Below are 15816 nucleotides of genomic sequence, written 5' to 3'. Positions count from 1 at the left end.
GTTCGCTCAGGGAGAAAACCATGCAACGACTGCTCGTCCTCTGCCTGGCGCTGTGTTGCGGTCTGGCACAGGCCCAGACCTACCGGTGGACCGATGCCAACGGCCGCACCGTCGTCTCCGACACGCCGCCGCCCGGCCAGGCACGCAATGTCGCCAAGGCCGGCGGCAAGGCCCAGCCCGACGACGGCCTGCCATTCGCCACCCGCCTGGCCGCCGAAAAGCACCCGGTGCTGCTGTACACCGCCGCCGAGTGCGTGGCGGAATGCCAGCAGGCGCGCGAACTGCTCAAGACCCGCAACATTCCCTACAGCGAAAAGATGGTGAAGACGCCGGAAGAATTCGACGAGCTGAAGCGGCTGATCGGCGATGTCTTCGTACCGACGATGAAGGTCGGCCGCGAATTCCATCGCGGTTTTTCGCGTACCGCCTACGACAACCTGCTCGACCTCGCTGGGTACCCAAAAGCCGCAGGAGGCAAGCCTTGAAGATCGCTGCCTGGAACGTCAATTCGCTGAAGGTCCGTCTGCCGCATCTGCTCGACTGGCTGGCCGAAGCCACGCCCGACGTCGTCTGCCTGCAGGAGCTGAAGCTCGAGGACCACAACTTCCCGCGCGCCGAAATCGAGGCCGCCGGCTACCACGTCGCCTTCTCCGGGCAGAAGACCTACAACGGCGTCGCCCTGCTGGCACGCTCGCCGATCGCCGATGTCGTCTGCGGCAATCCGCTGTTTCCGGATGAGCAGAAACGCCTGATCTCCGGCACCGTCGATGGCATTCGCGTCGTCTGCGCCTACATGCCCAACGGCCAGGAAGTCGGCTGCGACAAATACGAATACAAGTTGCGCTGGCTCGATGCGCTGGCCGAATGGCTGGACGGTGAACTGCGGCAGTACCCGCAACTGGCGCTGTGCGGCGATTACAACATCGCCCCCGACGACCGCGATGTACACGACCCCAAGCGCTGGCAGGACTGCATCCTGGTCTCCGCGCCGGAACGCGCCGCCTTCCGCCGCCTGCTGGCACTCGGCCTGTCCGACAGCTTCCGCCTGTTCGAGCAGCCGGAAAAGACCTTCTCGTGGTGGGATTACCGCATGCTCGGCTTCCAGAAGAACCTCGGCCTGCGCATCGATCACATCCTGCTCTCCGGCCCGCTCGCCGAGCGGTGCACCGCAGCCGGCGTCGACCGCGGCCCGCGCAAGCGCGAACGACCGTCCGACCATGCCCCGGTGTGGGCAACGCTGAGCTGAAACGATGCCGATCCTGCTTGATCGCGAGCAATTGCTGACGCTCTACCCGGCACTTGCCGGCCTGCCCGAAGCGCGCATCGCACAACTGCTGCAGGCGCCGACCGCGAATCTGCCAGCCGGCACCACGGTGTTCTCCGAAAACCAGCCCTGCGCGGGGTTTCCACTACTGCTGGCAGGCAGCATCAAGGTCGTCAAGCAGGCCGCCAGCGGCCGCGAACTGATGCTCTACCGGGTCGTCCCCGGCGGCTCGTGCATCATTTCCTCATCCTGCCTGCTCGGCCGCAGCGACTATAACGCCCGCGGCATCGCCGAAACACCGTTGTCGCTGCTGCTTCTGCCGGTCGGCGAATTCGCCCGGCTGCTGGTCGACCACACGCCCTTCCGCGATTTCGTCTTCCACCTGTTCGCCGAACGCATCGGCGAACTGATGCAACTGGTCGAGGAGGTCGCCTTCGCTCGTCTCGACCAGCGCCTGGCCAAGCTGATCCTGGCCCGCCAGAGCGACACCCTGAACGTCACCCACCAGCAACTGGCGGACGAACTGGGCAGCGTGCGCGAGATCGTCAGCCGCCTGCTCAAGGGCTTCGCCGCCCAGGGACTGGTAGCGCTCGGTCGCGAGCACCTGACCGTCGTCGACCGCGACGGCCTGAGCAAACTTGCCGCTGTGTGACCCAAGTTACATACTGAACGGCGCGCTGCGCTTACATTGGCGTCGTCATTCAACCACTGGAGAACACATCATGAAAAGCAATGTTGGCGGCATCGACAAAATCCTGCGCATCGTGGCCGGCATCGCCCTGATCGCCTGGGCACTCACCGGCGGCCCGGTCTGGGCGTGGATCGGCGTCGTTCCCCTGGCCACCGGCCTGATGGGCTGGTGCCCGCTGTATCCGCTGATCGGGCTGAATACCTGCCCACTGAAGAAGGACTGAGCTGCCCCGCGCCGACAAAACCCGCTGCGGCGGGTTTTATTTTGTCAGGTAGTTGGCAATGCGCACGTAATCCTCGACCGGCAGGTCTTCCGGGCGCAGCGTCGGGGCGATGTCGAGCGCGGCAAAACCGGCATCGTCGAGGATGCCCTTGAGGTTGTTGCGCAGCATCTTGCGGCGCTGGGCGAAAGCGGCCTGGACCAGCGCCGAGAGACGCTCCGGATCGCGGGCATTGAGCTGTTCCGGCGGCTTGGGAATCAGGCGGACGACCGCCGAATCGACCTTGGGCGGCGGATCGAAGCTGGCCGGCGGCACATCGATCAGCCATTCCAGCCAGAAGCTGTACTGCAGCATCACCGACAGCCGGCCGTAGTCGGCGCAGCCGGGTTCGGCAACCATGCGCTCGACGACTTCCTTCTGCAGCATGAAGTGCATGTCGCGCACCTGCTGGCCGTAGCTGGCAAGGTGGAAGAGCAGCGGCGTCGAAATGTTGTACGGCAGGTTGCCGACCAGGCGCAGGTCGCTGCCGATGCTGGCGAAGTCGAAGGCCAGCGCGTCGCCTTCGTGGATGGTGAGGCGCTCGGGCGAGTGCTGTTTTTTCAGGCGAGCGATCAGGTCGCGGTCGATTTCGACGACGTGCAGACGGTCGACGCGCTCAAGCAGCGGGATGGTGATGGCGCCAAGACCGGGACCGATCTCGACAACGGTGTCGGTGCGCGCCGGATTGATCGCCGAGACGATGGCGCCGATGATGCCCTGGTCGATCAGGAAGTTCTGACCAAACCGCTTGCGGGCGACGTGTCCCTTCATGCTTGCTTCCTCATTGCCATTCTGGCCGCTTCGCTGACCGCGGCAAACAGGCTGCCGGCGTCGGCCTGGCCGGTGCCGGCGAGCGCCAGTGCGGTGCCGTGATCGACCGAGGTGCGGATGATCGGCAGGCCGAGCGTGACGTTGATGCCGTTGCCGAAAGTGGCGTACTTGAGCGCGGTCAGGCCCTGGTCGTGGTACATCGCCAGCACCGCGTCGCCGCCGGCGAGCACCGGCGGGGTGAACATGGTGTCGGCGGGATGCGGGCCGGAGAGTTGCAGGCCTTCGCCGCGCAGCCGGGCCAGCGCCGGTTCGATGACCTCGATTTCCTCGCGCCCGAGATAACCGCCTTCACCGGCGTGCGGATTCAGCCCGGCGACCAGGATGCGCGGTTCGGCGATGCCGTACTTGCCGCGCAGGTCGGCGTCGACGATGCGCAGCGTGCGTTCGAGCAGTTCGCCGGTGATCGCCGCCGGCACGTCCTTGAGCGGCAGGTGTGTGGTCGCCAGCGCAACGCGCAGCGGGCCACGTTCGGTATCGCCGGCGAGCATCATCACCACCAGCGGCGTGCCGGTCTTGTCGGCTAGGTATTCGGTGTGGCCGGTGAAGGCGACGCCGGCGTCGTTGATCACCCCCTTGTGCACCGGCGCCGTCGCCATCGCGGCGAATTCGCCGGACTGGCAGCCGGCCAGCGCGCGGTCGAGCAGCGCCAGCACGTAAGGCCCGTTGGCGGCATCAAGGATGCCGGCTTCGGCCGGCTTGGCGAGCGGCACATGAATGATGTCGAGCGTGCCGGGCGCGGCCGGAACAGCGGGCGAATAATCGCGCAGGACGATGTCGAGGCCGAGCATGGCGGCACGCTGACGCAGCAGCTCGCGGTCGCCAAGGACGACCGGACGCCCTTCGCCGGACCAGCCGGCAAGCTCGAGGCAGAGTTCGGGACCGATACCGGCCGGCTCGCCGCTGGTAACGGCGATCACCGGTGCGGTCATTGCTGCTCCAGGCGGTTTTCGACGTAGGTGCGGTCGCGCAGCTGACGCAGCCAGTCCTGGTAGGCGTCGTCGAGCTTGCGCTCGCGGATCGCCTGGCGGGCAACCGAGCGCTGACGCTCGGCCGAAACGTCGCGCTCGCGGCGTTCGATGACCTGGATCAGGTGCATGCCGAACGGCGACTGAACGACCGGGCTGAGCTCGCCCGGCTTGAGCGCATCCATCGCCCGCTCGAAATCGGGCACGGTATCGCCCGGATTCAGCCAGCCGAGATCCCCGCCCTTGGCCGCGGAACCGTCCTGGGAAAAAAGACGTGCCTGCTCGGCGAAATCCATGCCGTTGACGATGCGTTCGCGCACGGTTTCCAGACGATGCCGGGCTTCGGCTTCGGCCACGACTTCATTGACCCGGATCAGGATATGGCGGGCATTGGTCTGCATGACCGAGGCCGGCGCGTTGCCGCCGCGCTTGTCGAGCAGTTTGACGATGTGGAAGCCGGCCGACGAACGCAGCAAGTCGCTGACGCCGCCGGCCTGCAGACGCGCTGCGGCTTCGGCATAGAGCTGCGGCAAACGGTCCAGTTTCCGCCAGCCGATTTCTCCGCCCTGCAAGGCGTCCGGGGCATCGGAGAAAACGGCCGTCAGTTCGGCAAAATTCTCGCCGGCTCGCGCTCGGGCCAGGGCCTGTTCGCCGCGCTGGCGCAATTTGGCCAGTTGCTCGGGCGTCACCGACTCCGGCGCCCGCAGCAGGATATGCGCCAGTCGGTACTCGTCACCGCCGCCATTGGCCGCCTGGTTGGTCAGGTAGTTGTCGATTTCGCTGTCGGAAACCACAATCCGGCTCTCGACTTCGCGCTCGCGCAGACGCGCCATGATCATCTCGCCGCGGATTTCCTCGCGGAATTCGGCATAGGCAATGCCGTCCTTCTCCAGTGCCGCACGGAACTGGGACAGGCTCATGTTGTTGTTGGCCGCGATCCGGCCGATCGCCTGATCCAGTTGCAGATCGTCGATACGCAGGCCGTTTTCCTTGGCAAAGGCAAACTGTGCCTGATCCATGATCATCCGCTCGAGCATCTGCGCTTCCAGCACGTCCTGAGGCGGTAACGGCGTCCCCTGCTTTTCCAGCTGCTTGAGCGCCACAGCCAAGCGGGCCCGCAGTTCGTTGCGGGTGATCACCCCGTCGCCGACCACAGCCACGATGTGATCTGCCTCGATGGGCTCCTGCGCCTGTAAGGGAAAAACAAGCAGGCAACTCAGGGAAACAAACAGGCTTGCGAGAATTTTTTGCATGGGTATCACTGGTTGGAGATCAGATTGCGGTCATTGGGCAATTCGTTGGTTTTACCATAGCCCGGAATGCTGCGCCGGAGCAAACCCAGGGGATTCGAGCCAATACTGGTGAAATCCTGCAACTCCAGCTGCAGGAAGAAGCTGGTATTGGGCGCCCCGGAAGTCGCCGCCAGACGCTGGACGACCCCGCGCACCGCCCAGCAGCCGGCGTTGTATTCCAGACCGCCGATGGTTTCCAGCATCTTGTGGTCGCGCATCGAGTAGTTGTAGCGACCGACCGCGTACCATTGCGGCGCCAACGGCCACTGGCCGGCAAAATCGACCTGGTCGACGATGGACTTGTTGGTCAGCGGATCACGCGTGTAGCGATAGCTGGCCGACAACACCTTGCCGTAATCGGGCTGGAAGCGGACGCCGGTCGAGAAGCGCTCGTTGATCCGGTCTTTGTAGTTGTATTCCCAGGTCGCTTCGGCATAGGTCTTGGGCGCCACCAGGCCACTGATCGAGGCGATCAGGTTGGAGAAGTTGTCTTCGCGCGAGGTTTCTCCGGGCAGGCTGACGCGCTGGCCGGAAAAATAGTAGCGCTGGCCGATCATGGCCCGGAAACGCTCGGCACCCGTGCTGGCATCCAGAATCCGGGTGGTCAGCGCGGCCGTCAACTGATGTGCGTCGTTGATTCGATCATGGCCGCTGTAGCGGTTCTCCGAGAAAACTTGCGCGAAATTGAAATCTGACAAGCCAGTGTCAAAGACCGGAATATCGTCCTGATCCCTGTAGGGAATGTAAACGTAATAGAGCCTCGGCTCCAGGGTTTGCAAGTAGGCATTCCCTAACAACTCACCCTCGCGTTCAAGAACAAGCGAGGAATCAATCGAGAACGTTGGCAGAACACGGGATATTCTGTCACTGTTACCACCGTTCAGTTGAGCCCTATCAATCGAATAACTGCTCATATGCAGACCAAGCTTGGGGATGATCTGAAAGGCGGGAGAGACATAGGGGACGCTGATCTGGGGGTAAACCACCAAGCGGTCCCCAACGTCCAGATTGACCTTATCGACATGGGAAAATCGTGTGTACTGCCCAAACAAGTTGAAATCCATGCCTTGCAGCAGATTCGGGCGGTAACCGAGCAGGTTAAGCTGAGGCTCGAGGAAATATGGGCGCTCGACGGCATTCGCCGGATCGGTATCCGGCTGCAAAGTCTGATAGCGAAGAACTTGCAGTGACGTCTGCAGCCAGGGGCTAGGGATGTAGTTCAAGGAGGCACGACGTTCAAGCTGAACCTGGGATGTCTGCATCAATCGTGAAGACAAATCCTCCCAATATCTGTCATCCGACACTCCATTCCAGTTGAGTACCGCCGATACACCAGACCCTAAATCATGCTGATGACGAACCTGATAAGCATAGCGCCGACGATCAGATTCGCTTCGATCAGCCCCCATGTACTCGGCACGTATTTCTCCGCGGTGTGCCTCGCCCAAATAACGCGCTTCAACGCCAAATTGGCCACCCCGTTTACTCATCACTCGAGGATAGAAAGTGGCGTCGTAATTCGGCGCAATATTCCAATAAAACGGCAACGAAACATCCAGACCTGTCTTCGTTGATTGCCGGAGAGATGGCGTGAGCAGTCCCGAACGCCTTTGGTTGTTCAATGGAAACCAAGCCAATGGGGTATAGAACAATGGAACCCCCTGAAACCAAAGGGAGGTATTGTCCGCACGCCCCACATTCTCATCGAAATCCAGGTCGAGCCGCTCCGCCTTAACGTACCAGTCTGGAGAAGGCGCCTTGCAGGTGGAATAGGTGCTGGCAGAAAGTCGCATACGATTTTCACCCGCAAATTCGATGCGTTCAGCAACCCCGGAGGCCTCCGTCTGCCTTGGCCCTGGCAACTCTGTCGGCAACCCATACACTTCAGCGACATTTAGCATCATCGGCACACCGCTGCTGACGCCATTAGCGCTGACCACGGCAACAACGGATCTATCCTGCTCGTAAAGTTTGCTCTCGACTTCCTTGACGACCCGATACCTGGCCTTGTCGGCAAAACCGATCTGCTCGGAGAGCTTCATGCGCAGGTGATCGGCGTCGATTTCGGCGCCATCCTGACGCAAACGCACGTTACCGACGGCATCCGCCTCGTCGTCGAGCGGCCGGTAAGTCAGCCGGTCGGACATCAGCGTCATGCCCGACTTGCGCAACTCCACGTTACCTTCGGCAACGGCCACTTCGTCGGTCTGGCCCTCCATGCGATCGGCGGTCAGGAACAAGGGATAGTCGTCGGCGGGTTTCAGCACCGAAGTGACGGTACCTGCCGCAGCGAGCTTCTCGTCGCTTTTCTTCTTGGCCAGCAGATTGAAGCGCTTTTCGAGGCGCAAGCTCGAAGCATCATCGACCAGCGCCCGCCCGGAACTCCCCACCATCGGAAAAATCACGGAGGTGGCACCGGTTGCTGCGTGCAAACCCTGCGTGCCGGCAAACAGGCAGCAAACCAGCACGGCGATCGGACGTCGGGAGAAACCTGTCATCGGAGCATTCTGGGCGAGCCGGGACCGGAAAGGCCGATGCCCGGGTGTTAAAATCGCGCCATTTTACAACGAACCTTCCCCTCCTCGATGTCGCGCGATCAACTTGTTACCGACTGGGTTACCAGTCGCTTCCCCGAACAGTCCGTTTCCATCACGCCAGCGTCCGCCGACGCCAGCTTCCGCCGCTACTTCCGCCTGACCTGGCCGGACGGCAGCACGCGCATCCTGATGGACGCGCCGCCGGAAAAGGAAGACTGCAAACCCTTCATCAAGGTCGCCGGCCTGCTCGCCAAGGCCGACCTGGCGGCTCCGCGCATCCTCGACCAGGATCTCGACAACGGCTTCCTGGTGCTCACCGACCTCGGTCGCATCGGCTACCTCGACGCGCTCAACGCCGACCTGTCGCTGGCCGACACGCTGATCCGCCCGGTGCTCGACGTGCTGGTCAAATGGCAGCTGTCGTCGACTGCCGCCACCTTGCCGCCCTACGACGCGACCCTGCTGCGCCGCGAACTCGACCTCTTCCCGGAATGGTTCGTCGGCCGCCACCTCGGCGTCCAGCTCGACGCCAACGAGTTGCTGATGCTCGACCGGACCTTCAAGTTCCTGATCAATTCGGCGCTCAACCAACCCAAGGTCTTCGTCCACCGCGACTTCATGCCGCGCAACCTGATGGTCGTCGAAAGCGCGCAGACGCTGACGCCGGGTATCATCGATTTCCAGGACGCGGTCTATGGCCCGATCACCTACGACGTCGTCTCGCTGTTCCGCGACGCCTTCATCTCCTGGGAGGAAGAGCAGGAAATCGACTGGGTCGTCCGCTACTGGGAAAAAGCCCGTGCCGCCGGCCTGCCGGTGCGCGCCGACTTCGGCGATTTCTGGCGCGACTACGAGCTGATGGGCCTGCAGCGCCACCTCAAGGTGCTCGGCATCTTCTGCCGCCTCAAGTACCGCGACGGCAAGGAAAAATACAGCGAAGACCTGCCGCGCTTCATGAACTACGCGCGCAAGACCGCCAGCCGCTACATCCCGCTCAAGCCGCTGCTCAACCTGCTCGACAAGCTCGAAGGCAACACCGAGCAGATCGGCTACCGCCGCTAGGCCGCGATGAAAGCGATGATCCTCGCCGCCGGCCGCGGCGAACGCATGCGGCCGCTGACCGACCACACGCCGAAACCGCTGCTTTCCGCCGGCGGCAAGCCGCTGATCGTCTGGCACCTGGAGAAGCTGGCCGCCGCCGGTTTCCGCGAAGTGGTCATCAACCACGCCCACCTTGGTGACAAGATCGAGGCGGCGCTAGGCGACGGATCGAAGTGGGGACTCAGCATCGCCTATTCCCCGGAACCGCCGGGCGCGCTGGAAACCGCCGGCGGCATCGCCCGCGCCTTGCCGCGACTCGGCGACGCCCCGTTTCTGGTGGTCAATGGCGACGTCTACTGCGACGTCGATTTCCCAAGCTTCGCCGCGCGCGGCTGCCCGCCCGGCGGCGCCCGCCTGCTGCTGGTCGACAACCCGGCGCACCACGGCGGCGGCGACTTCTCGCTGAGCGGCGAACGGATCGTTCCCGCCAACGGTGAGCAAACGCTCACCTACGCCGGCATCGGCGTTTTTTCCCCGGCCATGTTCGACCACGTCCCGACCGACCAGCCGATGAAGCTGCGCCCGCTGCTCGACGCGGCGATTGCCGCCGGCACGCTGACCGGGGAACGTCACGCCGGCCGCTGGGTCGACGTGGGTACGCCACAACGGCTCGCCGAACTTGACCAGGAACTGAGAACCGCATGAGCCACGCCCACTTCATCGCCCGCCGCCGACGCCTGCTCAAGACCATAGGCGACGGCGTCGCCATCATCCCGACGGCACCTGAGGTCGTACGCAACCGCGACGCGCACTATCCCTACCGTTTCGACAGCTACTTCTGGTACCTGTCGGGCTTCCCGGAACCGGAAGCGGTGATCGTGCTGGTCGGCGGCAAAAAGCCGAAGTCCATCCTGTTCTGCCGCGACAAACACGAAGAACGCGAAATCTGGGACGGCTACCGCTACGGCCCGAAAGCGGCGAAAAGCGCCTTCGGCTTCGACGCCGCGTATTCGATCGAGCAGTTCGACAAGAAGCTGCCCGAGCTGCTGGTCGACCGCGACACGCTGTGGCACGCCGTCGGCCACGACGACGCCTGGGATGCACGTATCGCCAGGGCCTTGAACGAAGTCCGCGCCCAGGCCCGCGCCGGCAAGCGCGCGCCGCGCGCGATCCATGATCTGCGCGCCGAACTCGACGCCATGCGCCTCTACAAGGACAAGGCCGAACTGGCCACCATGCAGCGCGCCGCTGACATCGCCAGCGCCGGCCACGCCCGCGCCATGCGCGCCTGCCGCCCGGGCATGGCCGAATACGAGCTGGAAGCCGAACTGTCCTACGAATTTCGCAAACGCGGCGCCGACGGCCACGCCTACACACCCATCGTCGCCGGCGGCGCCAACGCCTGCGTGCTGCATTACGTCGAGAACAACAAGCTCTTGAACGACCACACGCTGGTGCTGATCGACGCCGGCTGCGAAGTGCAGGGCTACGCTGCCGACATCACCCGCACGTTCCCGGTCAATGGCCGCTTCACGCCAGCTCAGAGGGACGTTTACGAGATCGTCCTCGCCGCCCAGGCCGCCGCCATCGCTGCCACCGCGCCCGGTCGCCACTTCATGGAAGCGCACGACGCCGCCGTGCGCGTGCTGACGCGAGGCCTGGTCGATCTGAAACTACTGACCGGCGACGTCGACACCCTGATCGAGAAGGGCGACTTCCGTCGTTTCTACATGCACCGCACCGGCCACTGGCTCGGCCTCGACGTGCACGACGCCGGTGAGTACAAGATCGGCAACGACTGGACGACGCTGCAACCGGGCATGACCATCACCGTCGAACCCGGCCTGTACATCCGCCCAGGCGCCGACGTGCCGACCGAACTGGCCGGCATCGGCATCCGTATCGAGGACGACGTGCGCGTCACCGCCGAGGGTTGCGATGTCTATACGACGGCACCGAAGACGGTGGCCGAAATCGAGGAAGTGATGCGCCATGACTGAAGCCGTTGAACAGACCGATATCCTGATCGTCGGCGCCGGCCCGGTCGGCATGACGCTGCACCTGGCGCTCGCTGCCGGCGGCCAGCAGTCGCTGCTCGTCGACCGGCGCCCAGCGGCCGCGTTGCAGGCCGACCCGCGCGCCCTGGCGCTGTCGCACGGCGCCCGCGAACTGCTCGAACAACTTGGCGGCTGGCCGACACGGGCAGCGACACCGATCGAGACCATCCACGTCTCGCAGAAGGGCGGCTTCGGCCGCACGCTGATCGACCGCGGCGACTACAAGCTGCCGGCGCTCGGCTACGTCGTCCGCTACCGCGACCTCGCCGCCGCACTGGCCGCCCGCCTGGCCGACGACGCGCGACTGACCGAGGCGGAAATCCTCGACATCACCGCGGACAACGACGGCGCCACCGTCGCCCTGCGCCACGCCGGCAAGCTGCGCCGCATCCGCTGCCGCCTGCTGGTCCATGCCGAAGGCACGCCGGGCGATGAAGCCGGCGTCAGCGTCAGCGACTACGTCCAGCACGCGGTCATCTGCGAAGTCACGCCGACGCCGGGGAACGCCCGCCGCGCCTGGGAACGCTTTACCCCGGACGGCCCGCTGGCGCTGCTGCCGCTCGGCGAGGAATACTCGATCGTGTTCACGCTGCCGCCAGCCAAGGCCGACGCCGTCATGGCGCTCGACGACGACGCCTTCGTCGCCGCGCTGACCGCCCAGTTCGGCCGCAGCATGCGCTTCGCCAAGCCGGGCAAGCGCAGCCGTTTCCCGCTCGCCCTGCGCCTGCGCGAGCAGTTGCACCGGGGCCGCGAAGTGTGGATCGGCAACACCGCGCAGACCTTGCACCCGGTTTCCGGCCAGGGTTTCAACCTCGGCCTGCGCGACGCCTGGCAACTCGCCGACAGCCTCCTGAACGAGGGCGTCGCCGGCATCGACCTCGCCGCCTACGCCGCCAGCCGCCAACTCGACCGCGAGGGCGGCGCCTTCTTCACCGACAAGGTGGTCAAGGCCTTCTCCAACGACTGCGCGCCGCTCAGGCTGGCCCGCGGTCTCGGCCTGCTGGCGCTCGACGTCTTCCCGCCGGCCCGCCATTTCGTCGCCAAACGCATGATCTGGGGCGCCCGCGCTTGGCCGTGAGCCCGGGACGGCTGGGCGCCTGGTTCCTCGCCTGCCGTCCGAAAACCCTGAGCGTTTCGCTGGCGCCGGTCCTCGTCGGTACCGCCCTGGCCTGGCAGCAACAGGCGTATCTCCTATGGCTGCCGCTCCTGGCGGCAGCGCTTGGCGCGGCGCTGATCCAGATCGGCACCAACCTGTTCAATGATGTCGGCGATTTCCTGCGCGGCGCTGACCAGCCGGGCCGCATCGGCCCGCCGCGCGCCACCGCCGAGGGCTGGCTGACGCCGACCGCGGTCCGCGCCGGCGCCTGGGCCAGCTTCGCCCTGGCCTTCGCCTGCGGCATCTACCTGGTCAGCCACGGCGGCTGGCCCATCGTCGTCATCGGCCTGTGCTCGCTGGCCGCCGGCTGGGCCTATACCGGCGGCCCGAGGCCGATTGCCTACGGACCGCTGGGCGAACTCTTCGTGATCGCCTTCTTCGGCGTGGTCGCCGTCGGCGGCAGCTACTACCTGCAGACCCTGGCGCTGAGCCCGGCGGCGGTACTCGCCGGCCTGCAACTGGGCCTGCTGGCGGCAGCGGTGATCACCGTCAACAATTACCGCGACCTCGACAGCGATGCCACCAGCGGCAAGCGCACGCTGGCCGTACGCCTGGGGCGACCGGCGACGCGCTGGCTGTACGCCGGCGAACTCCTTTCGCCCTACCTGCTGCTCGGCGGCACCGTCTGGCCGCTGCTGTCGCTGCCGCTGGCGCTGTGGCTGATCCGCCGTTTCTGGCGGGAAAAGCCGGGCCCAGGCTTCAACGGCTTGCTGGCAGCAACCGCCGGCCTGCAACTGGCGTTTGCATTGCTGTTAACCCTGAGCCTGACGATTTGACTATTTTTTAGGCGCCGGATCAGGTAGAATTCGCGGCTTCCCCTGATCTGCCCGGCGCCGCTGCTGCGCCCATTCGTCGCCCATGGAATTTGCCGGTTTTACCTTGCGAAACAACCTCTTCGTTGCACCGATGGCGGGCGTGACCGATCGTCCTTTCCGCCAGTTGTGCAAGAAGCTGGGCGCCGGGCTGGCCGTCTCCGAGATGGTCACCTCGAACTCGCTGCTCTACGGCAGCGCCAAGACGCTGCGCCGCGCCAACCACGTCGGCGAAGTGGCACCGATCTCGGTGCAGATTGCCGGCGCCGACCCGAAGATGATGGCCGAAGCGGCCCGGCACAACGTCGATAACGGCGCTCAGATCATCGACATCAACATGGGCTGCCCGGCCAAGAAGGTCTGCAACGTGATGGCCGGTTCGGCGCTGATGCAGGACGAAGCCCTGGTCGGCCGCATTCTCGACGCCGTCGTCGCCGCCGTCCCGGACACCCCGGTGACGCTGAAATTCCGTACCGGCTGGAACCTGGCCAACCGCAACGCGCCGACCATCGCCCGCATCGCCGAGAGCGCCGGCGTACGCGCCGTCGCCATCCACGGCCGGACGCGCTGCCAGCAATACACCGGCGAGGCCGAATACGACACCATCGCCATGGTCAAGACGCTGATCCGCATTCCGGTGATCGCCAACGGCGACATCACCACGCCGGAAAAAGCCAAACATGTGCTCGACCACACCGGTGCCGACGGCATCATGATCGGCCGCGCCGCCCAGGGCCGGCCGTGGCTGTTCCGCGAGATCGAACATTATCTGAAGACCGGCGAAAAAATGGCGCCGGCACCGGTTTCCGAGATCCACGCGATCCTGCTCGCGCATCTCGAGGACCTCTACGATTTCTACGGCCTGGACACGGGGGTCAAGGTCGCCAGAAAGCACATCTCCTGGTACACCAAGGGTCTGGTCGGCTCGGCGGCGTTCCGCAAGATGATGAACACGCTGCCGACCGTCGAGGCGCAGCGGGAAGCCGTTGACCAGTTCTTCCAGCAATACGCGGAAGAACACGATCATCTGCAATACGAAGAAAACAAGACACTAGAGGAGGCGTTGGCAGCATGAGCCAACATGACTTGGGGCGGTGCGTGATCAACGCACTGGAGCAGTATTTCCGGGACCTCGACGGCGAAAAGCCGGCGGCAATCTACGACATGGTCCTGAAGAGCGTGGAAAAACCGATGCTGGAACTGGTCCTGGCCAAGGCCGGCACCAACCAGACGCTGGCCGCGGAGATGCTCGGCATCAACCGCAACACGCTGCGCAAGAAGCTTACCGAACATCAACTACTGTAAATCCGGACCACCATGACCATCAAGCAAGCGCTGATTTCCGTCTCCGACAAGACGGGTGTACTCGAATTCGCCCAAGGCCTGGCCGCCCAGGGCGTCAAGCTGCTGTCCACCGGCGGCACCGCCAAGATGCTGCGTGACGCCGGCCTCGCCGTCACCGAAATCGGCGACTACACCGGCTTCCCGGAAATGCTCGATGGCCGCGTCAAGACGCTGCATCCGAAGGTGCACGGCGGCATCCTGGCCCGTCGCGACCTGCCGGAACACCTGGCGACCATCGAAGAACACGGCATCCCGACCATCGACCTGGTCTGCGTGAACCTCTACCCCTTCGCAGCGACCATCGCCAAGACCGGCGTGACGCTGGCCGACGCCATCGAGAACATCGACATCGGCGGTCCGGCGATGGTCCGCTCGTCGGCCAAGAACTACGCTGGTGTGGCAATCGTCACCGATCCGACCGACTACCAGCCGCTGCTCGACGAAATGAAGGCCAACGGTGGCGCCCTGCAACTGGGTACCCGCTTCAACCTGGCCAAGAAGGCGTTCACGCACACCGCCCGCTACGACAGCATGATCGCCAACTGGCTGACCGGCCTCGACGACGGTGCGGAAGCCCAACCGGAGGCCGCCGCGCCGGTGCCGTCGGTGTTCCCGGCCAAGCTGCAACTGGCCTTCGACCGCACCGAAATCCTGCGCTACGGCGAGAATTCGCATCAGCAAGCTGCCTTTTACCGCGACACCACGCCGCTGGCCGGCAGCATTGCCGCCTACACCCAACTGCAGGGCAAGGAACTGTCGTACAACAACATCGCCGACTCCGATGCCGCCTGGGAATGCGTCAAGGCCTTCGACGCCCCTGCCTGCGTCATCATCAAACACGCCAACCCGTGCGGCGTGGCGGTCGACAGCGCCCTGGTGCGCGCCTATGAAAAAGCCTTCCTGACCGATTCGACCTCGGCCTTCGGCGGCATCATCGCCTTCAACGGCGAAGTCGGCATCGACGTCGTCAACGCCATGAATGAACGCAAGCACTTCGTCGAAGTGCTGATCGCCCCGTCCTTCACCGCCGAAGCCAAGGCTGCACTGGCTGCCAAGCAGAACCTGCGCGTGCTGGTGGTACCGCTCGGCCGCGAACTGAACAAGCTCGAACTCAAGCGCGTCGGCGGTGGTCTGCTGGTGCAGACGGCCGACGACTTCACCGCCCAGGTCAAGGATCTGAAGGTGGTGACCAAGGTCCAGCCGACCCTGCGCCAGATCGAAGACCTGCTCTTTGCCGAGCGCGTCGCCAAGTTCGTCAAGTCCAACGCCATCGTTTTCTGCGGCGACGGCATGACCCTGGGCGTCGGCGCCGGCCAGATGAGCCGCGTCGACTCGACCAAGATCGCCTGCATCAAGGCCCAGAACGCAGGCCTCGAACTCAAGGGTTCGGTGGTCGCCTCGGACGCCTTCTTCCCGTTCCGCGACGGCCTCGACGTGCTGGCCGAAGCCGGTGCCAAGGCTGTCATCCAGCCGGGCGGCTCGATGCGCGACGAGGAAGTCATCGCGGCAGCCGACGAACACGGCATCGCGATGGTGTTCACCGGCGCCCGCCACTTCCGCCACTAAC

At 64.6% G+C, this 15816-nt stretch carries 16 protein-coding genes; 12 read left to right on the top strand and 4 right to left on the bottom strand.

Annotated features, from left to right (window positions below; translation table 11 throughout):
- Positions 1-20: 20 nt before the first annotated feature.
- The 4 genes from Q0799_RS14760 (at position 21) to Q0799_RS14745 (ending at position 2178) form a co-directional block, all read left to right on the top strand.
- The gene (locus Q0799_RS14760; protein WP_281983635.1) at positions 21-485 is read left to right on the top strand and encodes a glutaredoxin family protein; all 465 of its coding nucleotides are present in this window, start codon (positions 21-23) and stop codon (positions 483-485) included.
- Positions 482-1246, top strand: coding sequence for an exodeoxyribonuclease III (gene xth, locus Q0799_RS14755; RefSeq protein WP_298399703.1), 765 nt, complete (start codon positions 482-484; stop codon positions 1244-1246). Before Q0799_RS14760 ends, xth begins: the two co-directional genes overlap by 4 nt.
- Positions 1247-1250: 4 nt before the next feature.
- Positions 1251-1916, top strand: coding sequence for a Crp/Fnr family transcriptional regulator (locus Q0799_RS14750; RefSeq protein ID WP_298399701.1), 666 nt, complete (start codon positions 1251-1253; stop codon positions 1914-1916).
- A gap of 70 nt (positions 1917-1986) precedes the next feature.
- Positions 1987-2178, top strand: a complete 192-nt coding sequence (locus Q0799_RS14745; protein ID WP_298399699.1) for a DUF2892 domain-containing protein — start codon at positions 1987-1989, stop codon at positions 2176-2178.
- Positions 2179-2214: 36 nt separating this feature from the next.
- Here the strand turns inward: Q0799_RS14745 and rsmA are convergent, their stop codons facing one another.
- From rsmA to Q0799_RS14725, 4 genes are read right to left on the bottom strand one after another with little or no spacing between them, the layout of a single operon-like run.
- Complete coding sequence (gene rsmA / locus Q0799_RS14740; protein WP_298399697.1) at positions 2215-2985, bottom strand: 16S rRNA (adenine(1518)-N(6)/adenine(1519)-N(6))-dimethyltransferase RsmA; 771 nt, start codon at positions 2983-2985, stop codon at positions 2215-2217.
- Positions 2982-3974: a 4-hydroxythreonine-4-phosphate dehydrogenase PdxA gene (pdxA, locus tag Q0799_RS14735; protein WP_298399695.1), complete on the bottom strand. Its 993-nt coding sequence runs from the start codon at positions 3972-3974 to the stop codon at positions 2982-2984. Before pdxA ends, rsmA begins: the two co-directional genes overlap by 4 nt.
- Positions 3971-5263, bottom strand: a complete 1293-nt coding sequence (locus Q0799_RS14730) for a peptidylprolyl isomerase (protein WP_298399694.1) — start codon at positions 5261-5263, stop codon at positions 3971-3973. Before Q0799_RS14730 ends, pdxA begins: the two co-directional genes overlap by 4 nt.
- 5 nt (positions 5264-5268) lie before the next feature.
- Positions 5269-7800, bottom strand: a complete 2532-nt coding sequence (locus Q0799_RS14725) for an LPS-assembly protein LptD (protein WP_298399692.1) — start codon at positions 7798-7800, stop codon at positions 5269-5271.
- An 87-nt stretch (positions 7801-7887) separates the two neighbouring features.
- On the opposite strand from Q0799_RS14725, the gene Q0799_RS14720 reads away from it, so the two are divergent.
- The 8 genes from Q0799_RS14720 (at position 7888) to purH (ending at position 15815) form a co-directional block, all read left to right on the top strand.
- Positions 7888-8901 (top strand): phosphotransferase, encoded by a 1014-nt coding sequence (locus Q0799_RS14720; RefSeq protein WP_298399690.1) that lies wholly within the window; start codon positions 7888-7890, stop codon positions 8899-8901.
- A gap of 6 nt (positions 8902-8907) precedes the next feature.
- On the top strand, positions 8908-9585 hold the full coding sequence (gene murU, locus Q0799_RS14715; RefSeq protein WP_298399688.1) for an N-acetylmuramate alpha-1-phosphate uridylyltransferase MurU: 678 nt from the start codon (positions 8908-8910) through the stop codon (positions 9583-9585).
- Entirely contained in the window at positions 9582-10880 is a 1299-nt protein-coding gene (locus tag Q0799_RS14710) for an aminopeptidase P N-terminal domain-containing protein (RefSeq protein ID WP_298399686.1), read from the top strand. Before murU ends, Q0799_RS14710 begins: the two co-directional genes overlap by 4 nt.
- Positions 10873-12015, top strand: coding sequence for an FAD-dependent monooxygenase (locus tag Q0799_RS14705; RefSeq protein WP_298399684.1), 1143 nt, complete (start codon positions 10873-10875; stop codon positions 12013-12015). Before Q0799_RS14710 ends, Q0799_RS14705 begins: the two co-directional genes overlap by 8 nt.
- A complete protein-coding gene (locus Q0799_RS14700; protein WP_298399682.1) occupies positions 12012-12869 on the top strand; it encodes a 1,4-dihydroxy-2-naphthoate polyprenyltransferase in 858 nt (285 codons plus the stop codon). The genes Q0799_RS14705 and Q0799_RS14700 overlap by 4 nt, the downstream gene beginning before the upstream one ends.
- Before the next feature lie 82 nt (positions 12870-12951).
- Positions 12952-13980, top strand: a complete 1029-nt coding sequence (gene dusB, locus Q0799_RS14695) for a tRNA dihydrouridine synthase DusB (protein ID WP_298399680.1) — start codon at positions 12952-12954, stop codon at positions 13978-13980.
- Complete coding sequence (locus tag Q0799_RS14690; RefSeq protein ID WP_028994262.1) at positions 13977-14210, top strand: Fis family transcriptional regulator; 234 nt, start codon at positions 13977-13979, stop codon at positions 14208-14210. Before dusB ends, Q0799_RS14690 begins: the two co-directional genes overlap by 4 nt.
- Before the next feature lie 12 nt (positions 14211-14222).
- Entirely contained in the window at positions 14223-15815 is a 1593-nt protein-coding gene (purH, locus tag Q0799_RS14685) for a bifunctional phosphoribosylaminoimidazolecarboxamide formyltransferase/IMP cyclohydrolase (RefSeq protein WP_298399676.1), read from the top strand.
- Position 15816: the final 1 nt, after the last annotated feature.

It is taken from the genome of uncultured Azonexus sp. (assembly GCF_937982035.1).
GTDB lineage: Bacteria > Pseudomonadota > Gammaproteobacteria > Burkholderiales > Rhodocyclaceae > Azonexus.
Note: the sequence above shows the minus strand (reverse complement) of the source record. Positions and strands in the feature narration are given on the sequence as shown.

What these genes read in the sequence shown, in the direction of transcription:
- Q0799_RS14720 (WP_298399690.1), top strand. Translation starts at nt 7,888, where the DNA reads ATGTCGCGCGATCAACTTGTTACCGACTGGGTTACCAGTCGCTTCCCC.
- Q0799_RS14730 (WP_298399694.1), bottom strand. Translation starts at nt 5,263, where the DNA reads ATGCAAAAAATTCTCGCAAGCCTGTTTGTTTCCCTGAGTTGCCTGCTT.
- Q0799_RS14760 (WP_281983635.1), top strand. Translation starts at nt 21, where the DNA reads ATGCAACGACTGCTCGTCCTCTGCCTGGCGCTGTGTTGCGGTCTGGCA.
- Q0799_RS14705 (WP_298399684.1), top strand. Translation starts at nt 10,873, where the DNA reads ATGACTGAAGCCGTTGAACAGACCGATATCCTGATCGTCGGCGCCGGC.
- dusB (WP_298399680.1), top strand. Translation starts at nt 12,952, where the DNA reads ATGGAATTTGCCGGTTTTACCTTGCGAAACAACCTCTTCGTTGCACCG.
- Q0799_RS14750 (WP_298399701.1), top strand. Translation starts at nt 1,251, where the DNA reads ATGCCGATCCTGCTTGATCGCGAGCAATTGCTGACGCTCTACCCGGCA.
- Q0799_RS14690 (WP_028994262.1), top strand. Translation starts at nt 13,977, where the DNA reads ATGAGCCAACATGACTTGGGGCGGTGCGTGATCAACGCACTGGAGCAG.
- Q0799_RS14745 (WP_298399699.1), top strand. Translation starts at nt 1,987, where the DNA reads ATGAAAAGCAATGTTGGCGGCATCGACAAAATCCTGCGCATCGTGGCC.
- Q0799_RS14710 (WP_298399686.1), top strand. Translation starts at nt 9,582, where the DNA reads ATGAGCCACGCCCACTTCATCGCCCGCCGCCGACGCCTGCTCAAGACC.
- pdxA (WP_298399695.1), bottom strand. Translation starts at nt 3,974, where the DNA reads ATGACCGCACCGGTGATCGCCGTTACCAGCGGCGAGCCGGCCGGTATC.
- Q0799_RS14725 (WP_298399692.1), bottom strand. Translation starts at nt 7,800, where the DNA reads ATGACAGGTTTCTCCCGACGTCCGATCGCCGTGCTGGTTTGCTGCCTG.
- rsmA (WP_298399697.1), bottom strand. Translation starts at nt 2,985, where the DNA reads ATGAAGGGACACGTCGCCCGCAAGCGGTTTGGTCAGAACTTCCTGATC.
- purH (WP_298399676.1), top strand. Translation starts at nt 14,223, where the DNA reads ATGACCATCAAGCAAGCGCTGATTTCCGTCTCCGACAAGACGGGTGTA.
- murU (WP_298399688.1), top strand. Translation starts at nt 8,908, where the DNA reads ATGAAAGCGATGATCCTCGCCGCCGGCCGCGGCGAACGCATGCGGCCG.